The 19,792-nt window shown below is 70.5% G+C and carries 1 protein-coding gene (cut by a window edge); it reads left to right on the forward strand.

Features of this window, described 5'->3' with window-relative positions; translation table 11 throughout:
- A protein-coding gene (locus ABZ803_RS11280) for a non-ribosomal peptide synthase/polyketide synthase (RefSeq protein ID WP_357035511.1) crosses the window boundary here: on the forward strand, positions 1 to 19,671 show its final stretch. 24,090 nt of this gene lie to the left of the window's left edge; only the last 19,671 of its 43,761 coding nucleotides appear in the window; the start codon falls outside the window, past its left edge; it ends in the stop codon at positions 19,669 to 19,671.
- Positions 19,672 to 19,792: the final 121 nt, after the last annotated feature.

The raw sequence follows: 19,792 nt of genomic DNA on the forward strand, positions 1-19,792 counted from the left end.
CTGCGCACGTTCTACCCCGAGGTGGACGGCGCGGCGCGTCAGCAGACCGTGGCCACCGCGAAGGTCATCCCCGACCTCACGCCGGTCGACGTCACCGAAGCCGAACTGCCCGAGCAGCTCGCGCGGCTGATCGGCACGGCCTTCGACGTCACCGCCGAGGTGCCGTTCCGCGCCCGGCTGTTCGAGATCAGCCCCACCGAGCACGTGCTCGCCCTGGTGGTGCACCACATCTCGGCCGACGGTTTCTCCATGGGCCCGCTGACCCGCGACGTGATGACCGCCTACGGCGCCCGCGTCGACGGCGGCGAGCCCGCCTGGCGTCCGCTGGAGGTGCAGTACGCCGACTTCGCGCTGTGGCAGCGCCAGGTGCTCGGCGCCGAGGACGACCCGAGTTCGGTGATCTCCGAGCAGATCTCGTTCTGGTCGGACACCCTGCGCGGCCTGCCCGAGCAGCTGGATCTGCCCGCCGACCGGCCGCGCCCCGCGATCGCCTCCGGCCGCGGCGCCACGCACGTCTTCGAGATCGACGCCCAGACCCACGCCCAGCTCACCGAACTGGCCCGTACCAGGGGCGCGACGCTGTTCATGGTCGCGCACACCGCGCTGGCCGTGCTGCTGTCGCGGCTGTCGGGCACCGACGACATCGCGATCGGCACGCCGGTCGCCGGTCGTGGCGAACGCGCGCTCGACGATTTGATCGGCATGTTCGTCAACACCCTGGTGCTGCGGACCCCGATCGAGTCCGGCGCGACATTCACCGAGCTGCTGCGTTCGGTGCGCGCCACCGACATCGCCGCGTTCGGGCACGCCGACCTGCCGTTCGAGCGGCTGGTGGAGATCCTGAACCCGGCGCGTTCGCAGGCGCGCCACCCGCTGTTCCAGGTGATGCTGTCGTTCCAGAACACCGGCCAGAACAGCCTGGAACTGCCCGGTCTGACGGTGAGCGGTGTCGACCTGCCGATCGACGTCGCCAAGTTCGACCTGCAATTGGTGCTGTCGGAACGCGATGCCGAAACCGCGAGCGGCACCGGCGCGGGCATCGCCGCCGAGCTGATCTACGCCACCGACCTGTTCGACCCGGCCACCATGGCCGAGTTCGGCCGCCGCTTCGGCCGGTTGCTGAAGGCCGTCGCCGCCGAACCGGACCGGCCGATCGGCGACATCGCGCTGCTGGACGAGCGGGAGACCGCGCAGGCGCTGCGCGGCTGGAACGACACCGCCCGCGACCTCGGCCCGGCGACCACGCTGGTCGAGGAGTTCGCCGCGCAGGCCGCGGCCACGCCGGACGCGGTCGCCGTGGTCGACCCGGCCACCGGAACGGTTCTGACCTACGCCGAATTCGCCGCCCGGGTGCGGCAGTTGGCGCGCCGCCTCATCGAGGCGGGCGTCGGCCCGGAGACGCTGGTCGCCCTGGGCATGCGCCGCTCGGTGGACCTGGTCGTGGCCGCCTACGCGGTGCACGCCGCGGGCGGCGGCTATGTGCCGCTGGACCTGGACCAGCCCGCCGACCGCGTGCACTACGTGCTCGATTCGGCCGACCCGGTCTGCGTGCTGACCACCGTGCGCGACGCGTTCGACGGCGCGGGCCGCGCGACGCTGCGCATCGATGAGCTGGAGTTGTCCGGTTACGCGGACGACCCGGTCACCGACGCCGAGCGCCTCGCGCCGCTGCGTCCGCAGCATCCGGCGTACGTGATCTTCACCTCGGGTTCGACCGGACGTCCGAAGGGCGTCGCCGTGCCGCATTCGGCGGTCGTCAACCAGATCCGCTGGATCACCGGCGAATACCGCATCGGCTCTGGCGACGTGGTGCTGTTCAAGACCCCCGCCACCTTCGACGTGTCGGTGTGGGAGCTGTTCGGCCCGCTGAGCACCGGCGGGCGCATCGTGGTGGCGAGCCCGGACGGGCACCGCGACCCGCAGTACCTCGCCGAGGTGATCGCGGCCGAGCGGGTCACCATGACCTCGTTCGTGCCGTCCATGCTGAGCGTCTTCGCGGCCGGGATCGACCCGGCCGACGCCGGCGCGCTCGCCTCGCTGCGGACGCTGTTCGTCGCCGGTGAGGCGTTCACGGCCGACGCGGTCGTCGCCATCCGGCGGGTGAGCGACGCGGCGCTGTACAACCTGTACGGCCCCACCGAGTTCACGGTGCACGCCACCCACGCACCCGTCGCCGACGAGGTGGACGGCGCTGTGCCGATCGGCCTTCCGGTGTGGAACGCGCAGGCGTACGTGCTGGACGCGCGCCTGCACCCGGTGCCGCCGAACGTCGCGGGCGAGCTGTACCTCGCGGGTGATCAGCTGGCGCGCGGCTACTTCGGTCGCGCGGATCTGACCGCCGACCGGTTCGTGGCCAACCCGTACGGGGAGCCCGGCGCGCGGATGTACCGTACGGGCGACTTGGTGACCCGGGACGCCACCGGCGCCATCGAGTACCTGGGCCGCACCGACTTCCAGGTGAAGCTGCGCGGTCTGCGCATCGAGCTCGGCGAGATCGAGACCGCGCTGACCGCCCACGAATCGGTCGCGCAGTCGGTCGCGCTGGTGCGCTCCGGACCCGGGCGGGTGCAGGGTGGGATGGGACACAGCACCGGCGATCAGCTGGTGGGTTACGTGGTGCCCGCGAACGGCGCCACGGTGGATGTCGAGGCGTTGCGGGCGCACCTGTCCGCGCACCTGCCGTCGTACATGGTGCCCGCCGCGATCGTCGTGCTCGACGCGATGCCGCTGAACCCGAACGGCAAGCTGGATCGGCGCGCGCTGCCCGAGCCGGTCTTCGAGGCACGGGAATTCCGCGCACCGTCGACTCCGGTGGAGGAGATCGTCGCCGATGTCTTCGCCGAGGTGCTCGGCCTGACGCAGGCCGGTGCCGAACGCACGGTCGGCCTGGACGACGACTTCTTCGACCTGGGCGGCAACTCGCTGATCGCGACCCAGGTGGTGGCCAGGCTCGGCGCCGCGCTGGACACCCGGATCCCGGTCCGCACCCTGTTCGAGGCGCCGACCGTGGCCGCGCTGGCGGCCCGGGTGGAGACCCACCAGGGCACCGGCCGCCGTCGCGAGCTCGTCGCGGGCCCGCGTCCGTCCAAGATCCCGCTGTCGCTGGCTCAGCAGCGCATGTGGTTCCTGAACCGTTTCGACAACCAGACCGCGGTGAACAACATCCCGCTCGCGGTCCGGCTCACCGGAACGCTGGACACCGAGGCGCTGCGCCAGGCCGTCACCGACGTGGTCGACCGGCACGAGGTGCTGCGCACCGTCTACCCGGAGACCGCCGACGGCCAGGGCGTGCAGGTGGTGCTGCCCGCCGGGCACAACGCCGTCGATCTCGCCCCGATCGAGGTGTCCGAGGCCGAGATCTCCGACCGGATCAGCGAACTGGTGCTGACCGGCTTCGACGTCACCGCCGAGGTCCCGGTGCGTGCCGCGCTGTTCCGCATCGCGGGCTCGATGGACGGCTCACAGCCCGACACCCACGTGCTGGTGTTCGTGGTGCACCACATCTCCGGTGACGGCTGGTCGGTGCGTCCGCTGGCGCGCGACGTGATGGTGGCCTACTCCGCGCGTTCGCGCGGCGAGGCGCCCGCCTGGGCTCCGCTGCCGGTGCAGTACGCCGACTACGCGCTGTGGCAGCGCGAGACGCTGGGCGCCGAAGGCGATCCCGCGTCGCTGATCGCCCAGCAGGTCGCGTTCTGGTCCGAGCGCCTGGCCGGACTGCCGGATCAGCTGGACCTGCCGTCGGACCGCTCGCGTCCCGCGGTGGCGTCCAACCGCGGTGGGGTGTACGAGTTCTCGCTCGACGCGCAGCTGTTGCGCAAGCTGAACGCGCTGGCCCGCGCGAACGGCGCCAGCCTGTTCATGGTCGTGCACGCGGCGTTCGCCGCCCTGCTGGCCCGGTTGTCCGGTAGCGACGACATCGCCATCGGCACCGCGGTCGCGGGCCGCGGTGAGGCGGTGCTCGACGACGCGATCGGCATGTTCGTCAACACTCTGGTGCTGCGCAGCGCGGTCGATCCCGCGAAACCGTTCACCGAACTGCTGGCGCGCACCAAGGACACCGACCTCGCGGCGTTCGCGCACGCGGACCTGCCGTTCGAGCGGCTGGTGGAGATCCTGAACCCGGCGCGTTCGCAGGCGCGCCACCCGCTGTTCCAGGTGATGCTGTCGTTCCAGAACACCGGGGAGGCCACCTTCGAGCTGCCCGGCCTGGAAGTGGCCGGTGTTCCGCTGGACGTGGTGACCGCGAAGTTCGACCTGCACCTCAACCTGGCCGACCGGTTCGACGCCGCGGGCGCCGCCGACGGCATGACCGCCGAATTCGCTTACGCGACAGACATGTTCGACGCCGACACCATCGCCGGTGTCGCGTCGCGGCTGGTGCGGATGCTGACCGCGATCGCCGCGGACGCGTCGGTGACCATCGGCGACGTCGAATTGCTCGACAGCGTCGAGCGCACCGAGGTGCTGGAGCGGTGGAACGACACGGCGCATCCGGTGCACCCGGCGGCCACGCTGGTGTCGATGTTCGCCGCGCAGCTGGCGCGGACCCCGGACGCGCCCGCGGTGACGTTCGAGGGGACGACTCTGTCCTACGCCGAGTTCGCCGCCAGGGTGAACCGCCTTGCCCGCCACTTGATCGAGCTGGGCGTCGGCCCGGATTCGATGGTCGCGCTCGGCATGCGCCGTTCGATCGACCTCGTGGTCGGCATGTACGCGGTGAGCGTCGCCGGTGGCGCGTACGTGCCGCTGGACCCGGACCATCCGGCCGACCGCACCCGCTACGTGCTCGACACCGCGCAGCCGGTGTGTGTGCTCACCACCTCGCGCGACGGATTCGACGCGGGCGCGACCCAGGCGATCGAGATCGACGTGGTGTCGTTGGCCGACTACTCCGACGAGCCGGTCACCGACGCCGAACGCCGCGCGCCGTTGCGTCCGTCGAACACGGCGTACGTGATCTTCACCTCCGGTTCGACCGGCCGCCCGAAGGGTGTGGCGGTCTCGCACGCCGCGATCGTCAACCGCCTGGTGTGGATGCAGGACGAGTACGGCCTGGACGACACCGACGTGGTGTTGCAGAAGACCCCCGCCACCTTCGACGTGTCGGTGTGGGAGTTCTTCTGGCCCTTGCAGGTCGGCGCCCGCCTCGTCGTGGCCAAGCCCGACGGTCATCGCGACCCGGCCTACCTCGTGCAGGTCATCACCGGCGAGCAGGTCACCACGGCGCACTTCGTGCCGTCCATGCTGTCGGTGTTCGTGGCCGAGGAACGCGCCGACGAATGCACCAGCCTGCGCAATGTCTTCGCCTCCGGTGAGGCGCTGCCCGCCGCCACCGCGCAGCGGATGCAGGAACTCACCGGCGCGCGACTGCACAACCTGTACGGCCCGACCGAGGCCGCGGTCGACGTCACCTTCCACGAGGTGACCGAGGACGACACCGTGTCGGTGCCGATCGGCGCACCGGTGTTCAACACCCAGGTGTACGTGCTGGATTCACGGCTGCACCCGGTGCCGGTGGGTGTCGCGGGTGAGCTGTACCTCGCGGGCGTTCAACTGGCCCGCGGCTATGTCGCGCGTCCTGATCTGACTTCCGACCGGTTCGTGGCCGACCCGTTCGGGGAGCCCGGCGCGCGGATGTACCGCACCGGCGACCTGGTGTCCTGGACGGACAAGGGCGAGCTGGAGTACCTGGGCCGCACCGACTTCCAGGTGAAGCTGCGCGGCCTGCGCATCGAGCTCGGCGAGATCGAGTCGGCGCTCACCGCCCTGGACTCGATCGCCCAGGCCGTGGTCGTGGTGCGCTCGGACGATCGGCTCGGCGACCAGCTGGTCGCGTACGTCATCGCGACCGCCGGTCGTTCGGTTGACATCGAGGGCGTGCGCGCGGAACTCGGCGGCGAGCTGCCCGCCTACATGGTTCCCTCGGCGTTCGTCGTGCTGGAGGAGTTCCCGTTGAACGCCTCCGGCAAGCTGGATCGCAAGGCGCTGCCCGCGCCGGTGTTCGAGGCCAAGGTGTTCCGGGCCCCGTCCACCCCGATCGAGGAGATCGTGGCGGGCACCTTCGGCGACGTGCTCGGCGTCGCGCGGGTCGGCCTGGACGACGACTTCTTCGAACTCGGCGGCAACTCGCTGCTGGCCACCCAGGTGACCGCGCGGCTGGGCGCCGCGCTGGACACCAAGCTCGCGGTGCGCGATCTGTTCGAGGCGTCCACCGTGCAGGCGCTGGCCACCCGGGTGGAGCACAACGCCGGGTCCGGTCGGGACCGGCCGCGCCTGGAGGCGGGGGAGCGCCCGGCGCGCATCCCGCTGTCGCCCGCTCAGCAGCGGTACTGGTTCCTCAACCAGTTCGACACGGCCACCTCGGCGGTGGACAACATCCCGCTGGCCGTCCGGTTGTCCGGCACGCTCGACGTGGCCGCGCTGGAGCAGGCCATCGGCGACGTGTTCGCCCGCCACGAGGTGCTGCGCACCACCTACCCGCGCTCGGCCGACGGGCCGCACCAGGTGATCCGTCCGGCGGACCGGTCGGCGGCGGCGCTCACCCCGATCGACGTGGCCGAGGAGGATCTGCTCGGCGCCGTCATCGGATTCGCGCTGACCACCTTCGATGTCACCGTCGAGGTGCCGTTGGCGGTGGCGCTGTTCCGGATTGGCGCGGGTGGGAGTAGGGCGGGATCGGATACAGCCGAGCACGTGCTGGCGTTCACCGTGCACCACGTCGCGGCCGACGGTTCGTCGATGGGCCCGCTGGCCCGTGACGTGATGGCCGCCTACGTGGCCCGCGTGCAGGGCGAGGCGCCGCAGTGGCAGCCGCTTCCGGTGCAGTACGCCGACTACGCGCTGTGGCAGCGCGCGGTGCTCGGATCCGAGGACGATCCGGAATCGCTGGCCGCCCGTCAGGTGGCGTACTGGACCACGGCGCTGGCCGACCTGCCCGATCAGCTGGAGCTGCCCGCCGACCGGCCGCGCCCGCCCGCGCAGTCGTTCCAGGGCAAGGCGATCCGCTTCGAGATCGACCCGCAGCGGCACGCCCGCCTGCACGAGCTGGCGCGCGCGCACAACGCGTCGCTGTTCATGGTGGTGCACGCGGCGCTGGCGGTGCTGTTGTCGCGTCTGTCGGGCACCGACGACATCGCCGTGGGCACCCCGATCGCCGGTCGTGGCGAACGCGAACTCGACGACCTGATCGGCATGTTCGTCAACACCCTGGTGTTCCGCACCCGGGTGCGGCCGGCCGAGCGCTTCGCCGATCTGCTCGGCGATGTGAAGGAACGCGACCTGGAGGCGTTCGCCAACGCCGACGTGCCGTTCGAGCGTCTGGTCGAGGTGCTCAACCCGGTGCGCTCCACCGCGCGCAACCCGCTGTTCCAGGTGGGCCTGTCGTTCCAGAACCTGGCCGAGACCACCTTCGAGCTGCCCGGGCTCACCGTGAGCGCGGTCAACTTCGACTCGCAGCTGGCCAAGACCGACCTGCACGTCACGCTGTACGACCGGTACGCCGAGGACGGCACGCCCGCCGAGATCATCACCGAATTCGGTTACGCCACCGACCTGTTCGACGAGAACACGGTGCAGGGCTTCGCCGACCGGTTCCTGCGGGTGCTCGACGCCGTGCTGACCGACGCCACCGTGCGGGTGGGCGAGATCGATCTGCTCGCGTCCGAGGAGAGCGAACGCATCCTCACCGCGTGGAACGCCACCGAGCACGAGGTCGATACGACCGCGACGCTGGTGTCGCTGCTGGATGCCACGGTTGCCGCGACCCCGGCGGCCGTGGCGCTGGTCGCCGACGAGCCGACCGGCCGCAGGGAGCTGACCTACGCCGGGCTGGACGCGCGGGTCAACCGCCTGGCCCGGTACCTGATCGGCCGCGGCGTCGGCCCGGAGGACCGCGTCGCGCTGGCCATCCGCCGCTCCAGCGATCTGGTGGTCGCGATGTACGCGGTCGCGAAGGCCGGTGCCGCGTACGTGCCGATCGACCCGGACCAGCCTGCGGAGCGGACCGATTACATCCTCGGCACCGCCGCGCCGGTGTGCGTGCTGACCACCGGCCGCGACGGGTTCCACACCGCGGCGGCCGATGTCGTGCAGATCGACGGGCTCGACCTCGCCGAGTACCCGACGGCGCCGGTGACCGCGGCCGAGCGCACGGGTGCGCTGACTCCGGCGAACACCGCGTACGTGATCTTCACGTCCGGTTCCACCGGTCAGCCGAAGGGCGTCGCGGTACCGCACGCGGCGATCGCCAACCAGTTGCAATGGGAGACATCTGTCTTCGAGTTGGGCGCCGAGGACGCGGTGCTGCTGAAGACGGCGGCGACCTTCGACCTGTCGGTCTGGGAGTTCTGGTCGGCCGCGGTTTCCGGTGGCCGCTTGGTGATCTCGGCCGCCGACGGGCACCGCGATCCGGCGTATCTGAACGAACTGATGCGCGCCACCGGCGTCACCACCCTGCATGTGGTGCCGTCCATGCTGGACGCGTTGCTCACCGAATCCGGTGGCCGCCTGTCGGACTCGCTGCGCCGGGTGCTGGCCATCGGTGAGGCGCTGCCCGCCGCCACCGCCCAGCGGTTGCGCAGGCACAACGCCGCCGAACTGCACAACCTCTACGGTCCGACCGAGGCGGCGGTGTCGATCACCAGCCACCTGGTCACCGATGCCGACGAGGCGTCGGTGTCGATCGGCGCGCCGGAGTGGAACAGCCGGGTCTACGTGCTCGACTCCCGCCTGCGGCCGGTGCCGGTGGGCGTCTCGGGTGAGCTGTATCTGGCCGGTGCGCAGCTGGCGCGCGGCTACTTCGGCCGTCCCGATCTGACCGCCGACCGGTTCGTCGCCGACCCGTTCGGCGCGTCGGGCGACCGGATGTACCGCACCGGCGACCTGGTGGCCTGGAACGCCACCGGCGAGCTGGACTACCGGGGCCGCACCGACTTCCAGGTGAAGATTCGCGGTTTCCGCATCGAACTCGGCGAGATCGAGGCCGCGCTGCTGCGGCAGGACGCGGTGAGCGCGGCGGCCGTCGTCGCGCACAACGATCCGAGCATCGGCGACCGGCTGGTCGCCTATGTGGTGCCCCGGACGGGCGCGCTCGACAAGCGCGCGCTGCAATCCGCGCTGTCGGCCGAGCTGCCGTCGTACATGGTGCCGTCGATGCTGATCGAGCTGGAGGCGTTGCCGCTCAACGCCAACGGCAAACTGGACCGCAAGGCGCTGCCGCGGCCCACCTTCGAGAAGGCGGTGTTCCGCGCGCCGGTCACGCCGATCGAGCAGATCGTGGCGAACACCTTCGCCGAAGTGCTGCGGATCTCCGATCGCGACGGTGAGTCCAAGCGGCTCGGCCTGGACGACGACTTCTTCGCCTGGGGCGGCAACTCGCTGCTGGCCACGCAGGTCGCCGCCCGGCTGGGCGAGGCGCTCGATACCCGGGTGCCGGTGCGCCTGCTGTTCGAGGCGTCCACCGTGGCCGCGCTGGCGGTGCGGGTGGAGCAGCACGCCGACATGGGCGGTCGCCGCGCACTGACCGCGGGCCCGCGGCCGGAGCACATTCCGCTGTCGCTGGCGCAGCAGCGGATGTGGTTCCTCAACCGGTTCGACACCGCTTCGGCGGCTTACAACGTGCCGATCGCGGTGCGGCTGTCGGGCGCGCTGGACGTGGCCGCGCTGCGTGCCGCCATCGCGGACCTGGTGAGCCGCCACGAGATCCTGCGGACGGTCTACCCGCAGACCGAGGCGGGCCCGGTGCAGGTCATCCTGCCGCCCGCCCAGGCCGTGCCGCGCCTCGAGGTGCGGGTGGTCGCGCCGTCGCAGATCGAGTCCGCCGTGGTGGCGCTGACCTCGACGATCTTCGACGTCACCACCGAGGTGCCGATGAAGGTCGCGCTGTTCCAGATCGCCGGAGAGGGCACGCCGGCCGGGCCGGACGGGTCGGTGGACTACGTGCTGGCCATGGTCGTGCACCACATCTCCGGTGACGGCTCCTCGGTCGGCCCGCTGACCAGGGACCTGATGATCGCCTACGCCGCGCGCGCGGCGGGCGAGGCGCCGAACTGGGCGCCGCTGGAGGTCCAGTACGCGGACTACAGCATCTGGCAGCGTGAACTGCTCGGTGACGAGAACGATCCGGAATCGCTGGCCGCCAAGCAGGTCGCCTACTGGCGCCAGGCGCTGGCCGAGCTGCCCGATCAGCTGGACCTGCCCTCGGACCGGCCGCGTCCGGCGGTGCAGTCCTTCGCGGGCGGCAAGGTCGAGCTGCGGGTGGACGCGCAGACCCACCAGGCGCTCATCGAGCTGGCCCGTACGGAGGGCGCGACGCTGTTCATGGTCGTGCACACCGCGCTGGCCGTGCTGCTGGCCCGGCTGTCGGGCACCGACGACATCGCGATCGGCACGCCGATGGCGGGCCGTGGCGAAGCCGCGCTCGACGACCTGATCGGCATGTTCGTCAACACCCTGGTGTTCCGCACCCGGGTCGAGGCGGGCGAGGCGTTCACCGACCTGCTGGCCCGTCAGCGCGAGACCGACATCCAGGCGTTCGCCAACGCAGACGTGCCGTTCGAGCGCCTGGTCGAGGTGCTCAACCCGGTGCGTTCGACCGCCCGGCATCCGCTGTTCCAGGTGGGTCTGTCGTTCCAGAACCTGGCGCAGTCCGCGCTGGAACTGCCCGGCCTGAGCGTGTCCGGTCTGGACATCGACACCGAGCTGTCCCAGTTCGACCTGCACCTCATCGCGACCGATCGTTACGACGACGCGGGCGCTCCCGAGGGCATCACCGGGTTCTTCACCTACGCGACCGACATGTTCGATCGCGCGACGGTGCAGGGCTTCGTGAACCGGTTCGCGCGCCTGCTCGGCGAGATCGTCGCCGCCCCGCGCACTCCGGTCGGCGACCTCGAACTGCTCGACGCCGGCGAGCGGACCCAGCTGCTGACCGCGCGCAACGCGACCGAGCAGGCGGTGGACACCTCGGCCACGCTGGTGTCCCTGCTGGACGCCACGGTGGCGGCCGGGCCGAAGGAAGTCGCGCTCGTCACCGAGGACGGCGAGTCGATCACCTACGGCGCGCTCGACGCCCGGGTGAATCGCGTTGCGCGGCATTTGATCTCGTTGGGTGTGGGTCCGGAGTCACGGGTGGCTCTGGCGTTGCGTCGGTCGGTGGATCTGATCGTGGCGATGTATGCGGTGGCGAAGTCCGGTGGTGCGTATGTGCCGGTGGATCCGGATCAGGCTGCCGAGCGCACGAGCTACATCCTGGAGACGGCGGCACCGGTGTGTGTGTTGAGCAACGCTGATGCGGAGTTCGAGACCGATGTCGCGCCGGTGGTGCGTATCGATGAGCTGGATTTGTCGGGTGTGGATGCGAAGCCGGTCACGGATGCTGATCGGGTTGGGCCGTTGCGTCCGGAGAACACGGCGTATGTGATTTTCACGTCTGGTTCGACGGGTCGGCCGAAGGGTGTGGCTGTTGCGCACGGTGCGATCGCGAATCAGTTGCAGTGGAAGAGTGTCGAGTTCGGTCTCGATGCGGCTGATGCGATTTTGTTGAAGACGGCGGCGACGTTCGACTTGTCGGTGTGGGAGTTCTGGTCGGCGGCGGTGTGTGGTGGCCGTTTGGTCATCGCCTCGCCGGATGGTCATCGGGATCCGGCGTATCTGAACGAGTTGATGGCACGCGAGTGGGTCACCACGTTGCATGTGGTGCCGTCGATGCTGGACGCGCTGCTGACCGCGGGTATGCCGAACTCGCTGTGGCGGGTGCTGGCGATCGGTGAGGCTCTGCCGGGTTCGGTGGCGCAGCGGTTCCTGCGGGAGAACCCGCGCACGGAACTGTTCAACCTCTACGGTCCGACCGAGGCGGCGGTGTCGATCACCAGCCACCGGGTCACCCTCGCCGATGAGACGTCGGTGTCGATCGGTGCGCCCGAATGGAACAGCCGGGTCTACGTCCTCGACGGCCGCTTGCGGCCCGTGCCCGACGGCGTCTCCGGTGAGTTGTACCTCGCGGGTGCGCAGTTGGCGCGTGGTTACTTCGGTCGCGCCGATCTCACGGCGGACCGGTTCGTGGCGAATCCGTTCGAGTCGGGTGCCCGGATGTATCGCACGGGTGACCTGGTTGCTTGGAACGGTCGCGGCGAACTCGAGTACCGGGGTCGTACGGACTTCCAGGTGAAGATTCGTGGTTTCCGTATCGAGTTGGGTGAGATCGAGGCGGCGTTGCTCGCGCTGCCGGAGATCGCGCAGACGGCGGTGATCGCGAAGTCGGATCCGAAGACCGGTGACCGGTTGGTGGCCTACCTGGTGGGCAGTGACGCCGAAGCCGGTGTCGATGTGGCGCGGGTGAAGTCCGAGCTCACCGCCGGGTTGCCGTCGTACATGGTGCCGTCGGCGTTCGTGGTGCTGGATGCTCTGCCGTTGAACGTCAACGGCAAGCTGGATCGCAAGGCGTTGCCCGAACCGGAGTTCGAGGTCCAGGCCTTCCGCGCGCCGTCGACTCCGATCGAGGAGATCGTGGCATCGGTGTATGCCGAGGTGCTCGGTGTCGAGCGTGTCGGCGCCGATGACGATTTCTTCGCACTCGGTGGTAACTCGTTGCTGGCGACGCAGGTCGCGGCGCGTATCGGCGCGGCGTTGGACGCTCGTGTCCCGGTGCGGGTGCTGTTCGAGGCCTCCACCGTGGCCGGACTCGCCGCCAAGGCCGAGCAGCACGCGGGCGCCGGTGGCCGTCGCGAGCTGGTGGCCGGGCCGCGTCCTGACCGCATTCCGCTGTCGCTGGCGCAGCAGCGCATGTGGTTCCTCAACCAGTTCGACACCGCCTCGGCGGTGAACAACATCCCGGTGGCCGTGCGGCTCACCGGCGAACTGGACGTCGAAGCGCTGCAACTGGCGGTCGGGGATGTGGTGAGCAGGCACGAGACGCTGCGCACCGTCTACCCCGAACAGGACGGCACCGCGCATCAGGTGATCGTGCCCGCCGAGCGGGCCGTGCCGAATCTGACGCCGGAAGCGGTCTCGCCCGGGGACATCCGGCACCGGATCATCGAGGTGATCTCCGCCGGATTCGACGTGACCACCGAGGTTCCGTTGCGGGCCAAGCTGTTCCGCGTGACGGACGCGGAATCCGACACGTCCTACGTGCTCGTGTTCGTCGCGCACCACATCAGCGCGGACGGCTGGTCGATGGGCCCGCTGACCCGTGACGTGATGCTGGCCTACGCGGCCCGCTCGGCCGGGGTGGAACCGGGCTGGGCGCCGCTGCCGGTGCAGTACGCCGACTTCAGCCTGTGGCAGCGCGACGTGCTCGGCTCCGAGACCGACCCCGACAGCCTGATCTCGCAGCAGGCCGAATACTGGCGCACCGCGCTGGCCGGGCTGCCCGACGAGCTCAACCTGCCCGCCGACCGGCCGCGTCCGACGACGCAGTCGTTCGCCGGTGGGCGCGTGGTGTTCCCGATCTCCGGCGAGCTGCACCGCATGCTCACCGAGATCGCCAGGGAGCAGAACGCGACGCTGTTCATGGTCGTGCACGCCGCGCTCGCGCTGTTTCTCGCGCGGATGTCCGGCACCGACGACATCGCCGTCGGCACGCCCATCGCGGGCCGTGGCGAAGCCGAGCTCGACGACGTGATCGGCATGTTCGTCAACACCCTGGTGCTGCGCTCGCACGTGGACGGCGATCTCACCTTCGACCAGTTCCTGACCCGCACCAAGGACGCCGATCTCCAGGCGTTCGCGCACGCGGACCTGCCCTTCGAGCGGCTGGTGGAACTGCTCAACCCCGAGCGTTCCACCGCCCGGCACCCGCTGTTCCAGGTGGCGCTGTCGTTCGAGAACCTGCCCGAGAGCAGCTTCGAGCTGCCCGGACTGCACGTGGGCGCGGTCGATTTCGACGTCGACACCGCCAAGTTCGACCTGTCGCTGACCATCCGCGAGGCAGGGGAGAACCCCGACGACGCGGGCATGTACGCGGAGTTCTCCTTCGCGCGCGACCTGTTCGACGACGAGACGGTGCGGGTGTTCGCCGAGCGCTTCACCAGGCTGCTCACCGCGATCACCACCGATCGCGAGACCCCGATCGGTGATCTGCCGCTGCTGGACACGGCCGAGTTCCACCTGCTCACGCACGTGCAGGGCGAGGACGTCATGGCCACCGGCCTGCTGCCGGACCTGCTGCAGTACGGCGCGCGGCTGGACCCGGAGCAGATCGCGGTGCGCTACCAGGGCCGCTCGATCACCTACCGCGAACTGGACGAGTACTCCTCGCGCCTGGCGCGGGTGCTCATCTCGCGCGGTGTGGGACCGGAGCGCATCGTGGCGCTGTCGTTCCCGCGTTCCTACGAGATGGTCGCCGCGTTCTGGGCGGTGGCGAAGGCCGGCGGCGCGCACGTGCCGGTGGACCCGACCTACCCCGAAGACCGCATGCGGCACATGGTCAACGACTCCGGCGCCGTCATCGGCATCACCGCGAGCGAGTACGTCGACCGGTTGCCGCGCGACGTGGAGTGGCTGCGGATCGACGACCCGGCTCTCGGTGAGCTGATCGAGGACCAGTCCGCCGAGCAAGTCACCGACGCCGACCGGATCTCCTCGCTGGCCATGCGCCACCCGGCGTACGTCATCTACACCTCCGGTTCGACCGGTATGCCCAAGGGCGTCACCGTGACCCACGCGGGCATGGGCGGACTGGTCGGCGTCGCGGCGGATCTGTACCAGCTGGAATCGCACCACCGGTTCCTGCACATCTGCTCGCCGAGCTTCGACCCGTCGGTGCTCGAATGGCTGTGTGCCGCCTACACCGGCGCGACGCTGGTGGTCGTGCCCTCGACCGTCATCGGCGGCCCCGATCTGGCGGAGCTGTTGCGCACCGAGCGGGTGAGCCACACGATCATCACCCCGGCGGTGCTCGGCACGGTCGATCCGGAAGGCATGGAGGCGCTCGAGGTGGCGTCGGTCGGCGGTGACGTCACCACGCCGGAACTGCTGGCCAAGTGGTGGCCGGGCCGCAAGTACTTCAACGCCTACGGCCCGACCGAGACGACGATTATCTCGTCCTACGCCCAGCTCACCCCGGGCAGGCACATCACCATCGGCCGTCCGGTGCGCGGCATGTCCGCGCTGGTGCTGGACAACCGGCTCAACCCGGTGCCGCCGGGCGTCGCGGGCGAGCTGTACCTGGCCGGTGGCGCGCTGGCGCGCGGCTACCACAACCGCCCCGACCTCACCGCGGAACGGTTCGTCGCCAACCCGTGGAGCGACGAGGGCGCGCGGATGTACCGCACCGGTGACGTGGTGCGCTGGTTCGCCGAACCCGGTGAGCGGGCGGGCAACGCCGCGCTGCCGTCGGTGCGCTGGGAGCTGGACTACGTGGGCCGCTCGGACTTCCAGGTGAAGATCCGTGGCTTCCGCATCGAGCTCGGCGAGATCGACACCGTGCTGGCGAGCCACGAAGACGTCGAGTACGCGATCACGATCGGCCGCAAGACCGAGGCGGGCGCGACGATTCTGGTGTCCTACGTGCTGGCCGCGCCCGGTCGCGAGATCGATACGGCCCGGTTGAGCGAGTACGCCTCGCGCATCCTGCCGCCGCACATGGTGCCGACGGCGATCGTGGTGATCGACGAGATCCCGCTGACCCCGGTCGGCAAGCTGGACCGCAAGGCGCTGCCCGAGCCGGAGCTGGCCCCGCGCGAATTCCGCGCGCCGGCCAGCGAGGTCGAGGCCGTCATCGCCGAGGTGTTCGCCGAGGTGCTCGGCGTCGAGCAGATCGGTTTGGACGACTCGTTCTTCGCTCTCGGCGGCGACAGCATCCTGTCCATCCAGCTGGTCTCCCGGGCCAAGGCGCGCGGTGTGCAGTTCACTCCGCGTGACGTGTTCGAGCGGCGCAGCGTGGCCTCGCTGGCCGAGATCGCCGCGCTCGGCGCGGGCGCCGAGCAGGTGAAGCTCGAGGAGCTGCCCGGCGGCGGTGTCGGCGAGATCCCGCTGACCCCGATCATGCGGCAGATCCTCGCGAGCGGCTCGTCCTACCAGCGGTTCTCGCAGACGATGGCGCTGCGACTGCCCGATGGCATCGACCGGGAGACTCTGGTCGCCACCATCGCGGCGGTGTTCGACCACCACGACGTGCTCCGGTCGCGGCTGCGCCGGACCGGCACGGACTGGACGTTCGAGGCGCTGCCGCACGGCGCGGTGGATGTCGACGCCCTGGTGCGCCGCGTGGACCTGGCGGCCGACGCCGACGAGGCCGAGCTGGCCCGGGTCGCCACCGAGGCGCTCGACGGGGCGATGGGCGGGCTCGATCCGGCGAATGCCGCAATGGCGCAGTTCGTCTGGTTCGCTTTCTCGGCGGGAGCGACGGGCCCGCAGGAGGCAGCGAGCGTAACCACGGAGGGACCCGCGGACGCCGATAGCGGGCACCGCGAGCGGCGCGATGTGCTGCTCATCGTCGCGCACCACTTCGTGGTCGACGGCGTGTCCTGGCGCATCCTGATCCCGGATCTGGCGGTCGCCTGGTCGCAGCTGGTCGCCGGTCAGCCGGTGACGCTGCCCGCCAACGGCACCTCGATGCGGCGCTGGGCGCACAGCCTGGTCGAGGCGGCGAGCTCGCCGGAGCGGATCGCGGAACTGCCGTTCTGGCAGCAGGTCTCGGCCACCCCGGACCCGCTGCTGGGCGAGCGTCCGTTCGACCCGGCGGTGGACACGTTCGCCACCGTCGAGCGGGTCGAGGTCACCGTGCCCGCCGAGGTCACCGACGCGGTGCTCACCGCGATCCCGGGCCTGTACCGGGGCGGTGTGAACGACGGGCTGCTCTCGGCGCTGGCCATGGCCGTCGTCCGCTGGCGCGGCGACGGCGCGGCGGGCGCGACGGGCCCCGCGGACGCCGCCGTCGGGCACAGCGCGGCGCTGATCAAGCTCGAAGGCCACGGCCGTGAAGAGGACGTGGTGCCGGGTGCGGACCTGTCCCGCACCGTCGGCTGGTTCACCTCGGCCTACCCGGTCCGGCTCGATCTGTCCGGCGCCGACCTCACCGACGCGTTCGCCGGTGGCGCCGCGCTCGGCGAGATCGTGAAGTCGATCAAGGAGCAGTTGCTCGCGGTGCCCGACAAGGGCCTGGGCTACGGCCTGCTGCGGCAGCTGAATCCGGAGACCGCGGCGGGTCTGGGATCCTCCGGGCAGATCAGCTTCAACTACCTGGGCCGGATGTCGGCCGGGGAGATCCCCGAGCAGCTCGCCGAGATCGGCTGGGTGCCGGTGGCCGACCTGGGTCAGCTGGATGTCGACATGGACCTCGACATGCCGGCCAACGCGACGATCGATATCAACGCGATCGTCACCGACTCCGACGAGGGGCCCAGCCTGGGCGCGTCGTTCGCCTTCCCGACCGGCCTGCTGACCAGGGAACAGGTGCAGGAGTTCGCGCAGCTGTGGGTCGAGGCGCTCACCGCGCTTGCCACGCACGCGCGCCGGCCGGACGCGGGTGGCTACACGCCGTCGGACATGCCGCTGGTGCGGGTGGGTCAGCCCGACATCGAGCAGTGGGAACGGACCTACCCGGCGATGACCGAGGTGTGGCCGCTCTCGCCGCTTCAGTCGGGTCTGCTGTTCCACGCGATGATGACCCAGTCCACCGTGGACGTGTACACCATGCAGGCCGTGGTGGACCTGGGCGGCGCGCTGGACGTGGCACGGCTGCGGGCGGCGGCTCAGGGCATCGTCGACCGGTACCCGAACCTGCGCACCGCGTTCGTCACCGACAACGACGGACAGGCCGTGCAGGTGGTGCTGGATCGGGTCGAGGCGCCGTGGCGCGAAGTGGATCTCACCGATCTGCCCGCCGACGAGCGGACCGCGGAGCTGCGCAGGCAGGTCGCGGCCGAGCAGGCGACGCACTTCGACATGGCCGTCCCGCCGCTGATCCGGTTCACGCTGCTGCGCAGCGACTCCGCGCAATGGCACCTGGCCATCACCACCCACCACATCCTGCTGGACGGCTGGTCGATGCCGCTGCTGATGCGGGACCTGCTGGTGCTGTACGCGGTGCGTGGCGACCAAACCGCCTTGCCTCGGGTGGCCTCCTACCGCAACTTCCTCGGCTGGCTGGCCGGGCGTGACCGGGACGCCTCGCTGCGCGCCTGGTCGGCGGCGCTGGAGGGCGTCAACGAACCCACCCAGCTCGCTCCGCAGCCGCGCGCCGCGGAGAACTACGAGATCGGCAAGGTGGTCACCGAACTCGACGCCGACCGCACCCGCCGGATCACCAAGCACGCCGCCGAACTCGGTGTCACGGTGAACACGCTGGTGCAGGCCGCCTGGGGCATTCTGCTCGGACGTCTCACCGGACGCGGCGACGTGGTGTTCGGCGCGACGGTGTCCGGCCGCCCGGCCGAGTTGCCCGGTGTCGAGTCGATGGTGGGTCTGTTCATCAACACGCTGCCGGTGCGGCTGCGCATCGATGACCGCCAGAGCATCGGCGAGCTGCTGGCCCGGCTACAGGGCGACCAGGCCGGTCTGCTCGAGCACCACTACGTGGGGCTCACCGACATCCAGCGGGTGGCGGGCACCGGGTCGCTGTTCGACACGCTGCTGGTGTTCGAGTCGTATCCGATGGACAAGGAGGCGATCTCGGCCGCCAGCTCGATCGACGGCATGTCGGTGACCGGCGTCGGCGTCAACGACGCCACGCACTACCCGATGACGCTGCTGGTGATCGCGGAGTCCACCATCGAGCTGACGCTGAAGTACCTGGGCAGCCGGTTCACCGCCGAAGAGGTCGAGACCCTCGCCGAGCGGCTGGTGCGGGTGCTGGAGGCGCTGCTAGGTGATCCGGACGCGCTGGTCGGCGACATCGACATCCTGGACGAAGGCGAACGGGCGCGGCTGCTGGCCGAATCCGGCATCACCGCGACGGCGTCCACGCCGGAGCCGGTCGGCCGGGTCGGGGCGCGCACGGTGGCCAAGGTGCTCGCCGAGGTCGTGGAAGAGGACCCCGAAGCTCCCGCGCTGCTGGCCGGCGACGACGAGGTCGCCTACCACGTGCTGGATCGGCGTTCCTCCCAGCTGGCCCGGGTGCTCATCGATCGCGGTGCCGGGCCTGGCGATGTCGTCGCGGTGACGCTGCCGCGTTCGGTGGACGCGGTGGTCGCGGCCTGGGCGGTCCAGAAGGCCGGTGCGGCATGCCTGTTCGCGGGCGATCTCACCGCCGAGCAGCTGACCGCGGCGGGCGCCGGATTCGGGCTCACCGCGGAATCGGTGGCCGACAGCGACATCCGCTGGGTGGCGCTCGCCGACGCCCAGGTGCGCCAGGACATCGCCGAGGCGGCCGCGCATCCGGTCTCCTACGCCGACCGGGTCCGCCCGCTCGGCGAGGAACACCCGGCCTTCGTCGTCGCCACGGCGGACGGGGCGGTCGCGATCACCCAGTCCGACGCGCTCGACGAAGCCGAACGGTTGCGCGAGGAACACGAGATCGACTTCGAGTCGACCACGTACACCACCGCGCTCTCCGGCCGCCCCGCGATCCTGGAGTTCCTGACCTCCGCCACCGCGGGCGCCCTGTCCGTCGTCCCGACCGGCGACCTCGACACCGACCTCACCGAGGGCGAGGTCACCCACTGGTTCGCGGGCCCGGACGAATCGACCGACGCGGCCGGTGACGAGATCACGATCGTGATCGCGGAGTAGGACGCCACGGCTACTGCTGGTGTAGGGCACGGGGCAACTTGTGCCCTACACCAGCGCCTCCGGTGGATCGACTCGAAACGAGTCGATCCACGTGAGGGCTGTGAGCGCTCCTCTCCACCAT

Origin of the sequence: Nocardia sp. NPDC047648 (assembly GCF_040642815.1) — a bacterium.
GTDB classification, from domain to species: Bacteria; Actinomycetota; Actinomycetes; order Mycobacteriales; family Mycobacteriaceae; genus Nocardia; species Nocardia gamkensis.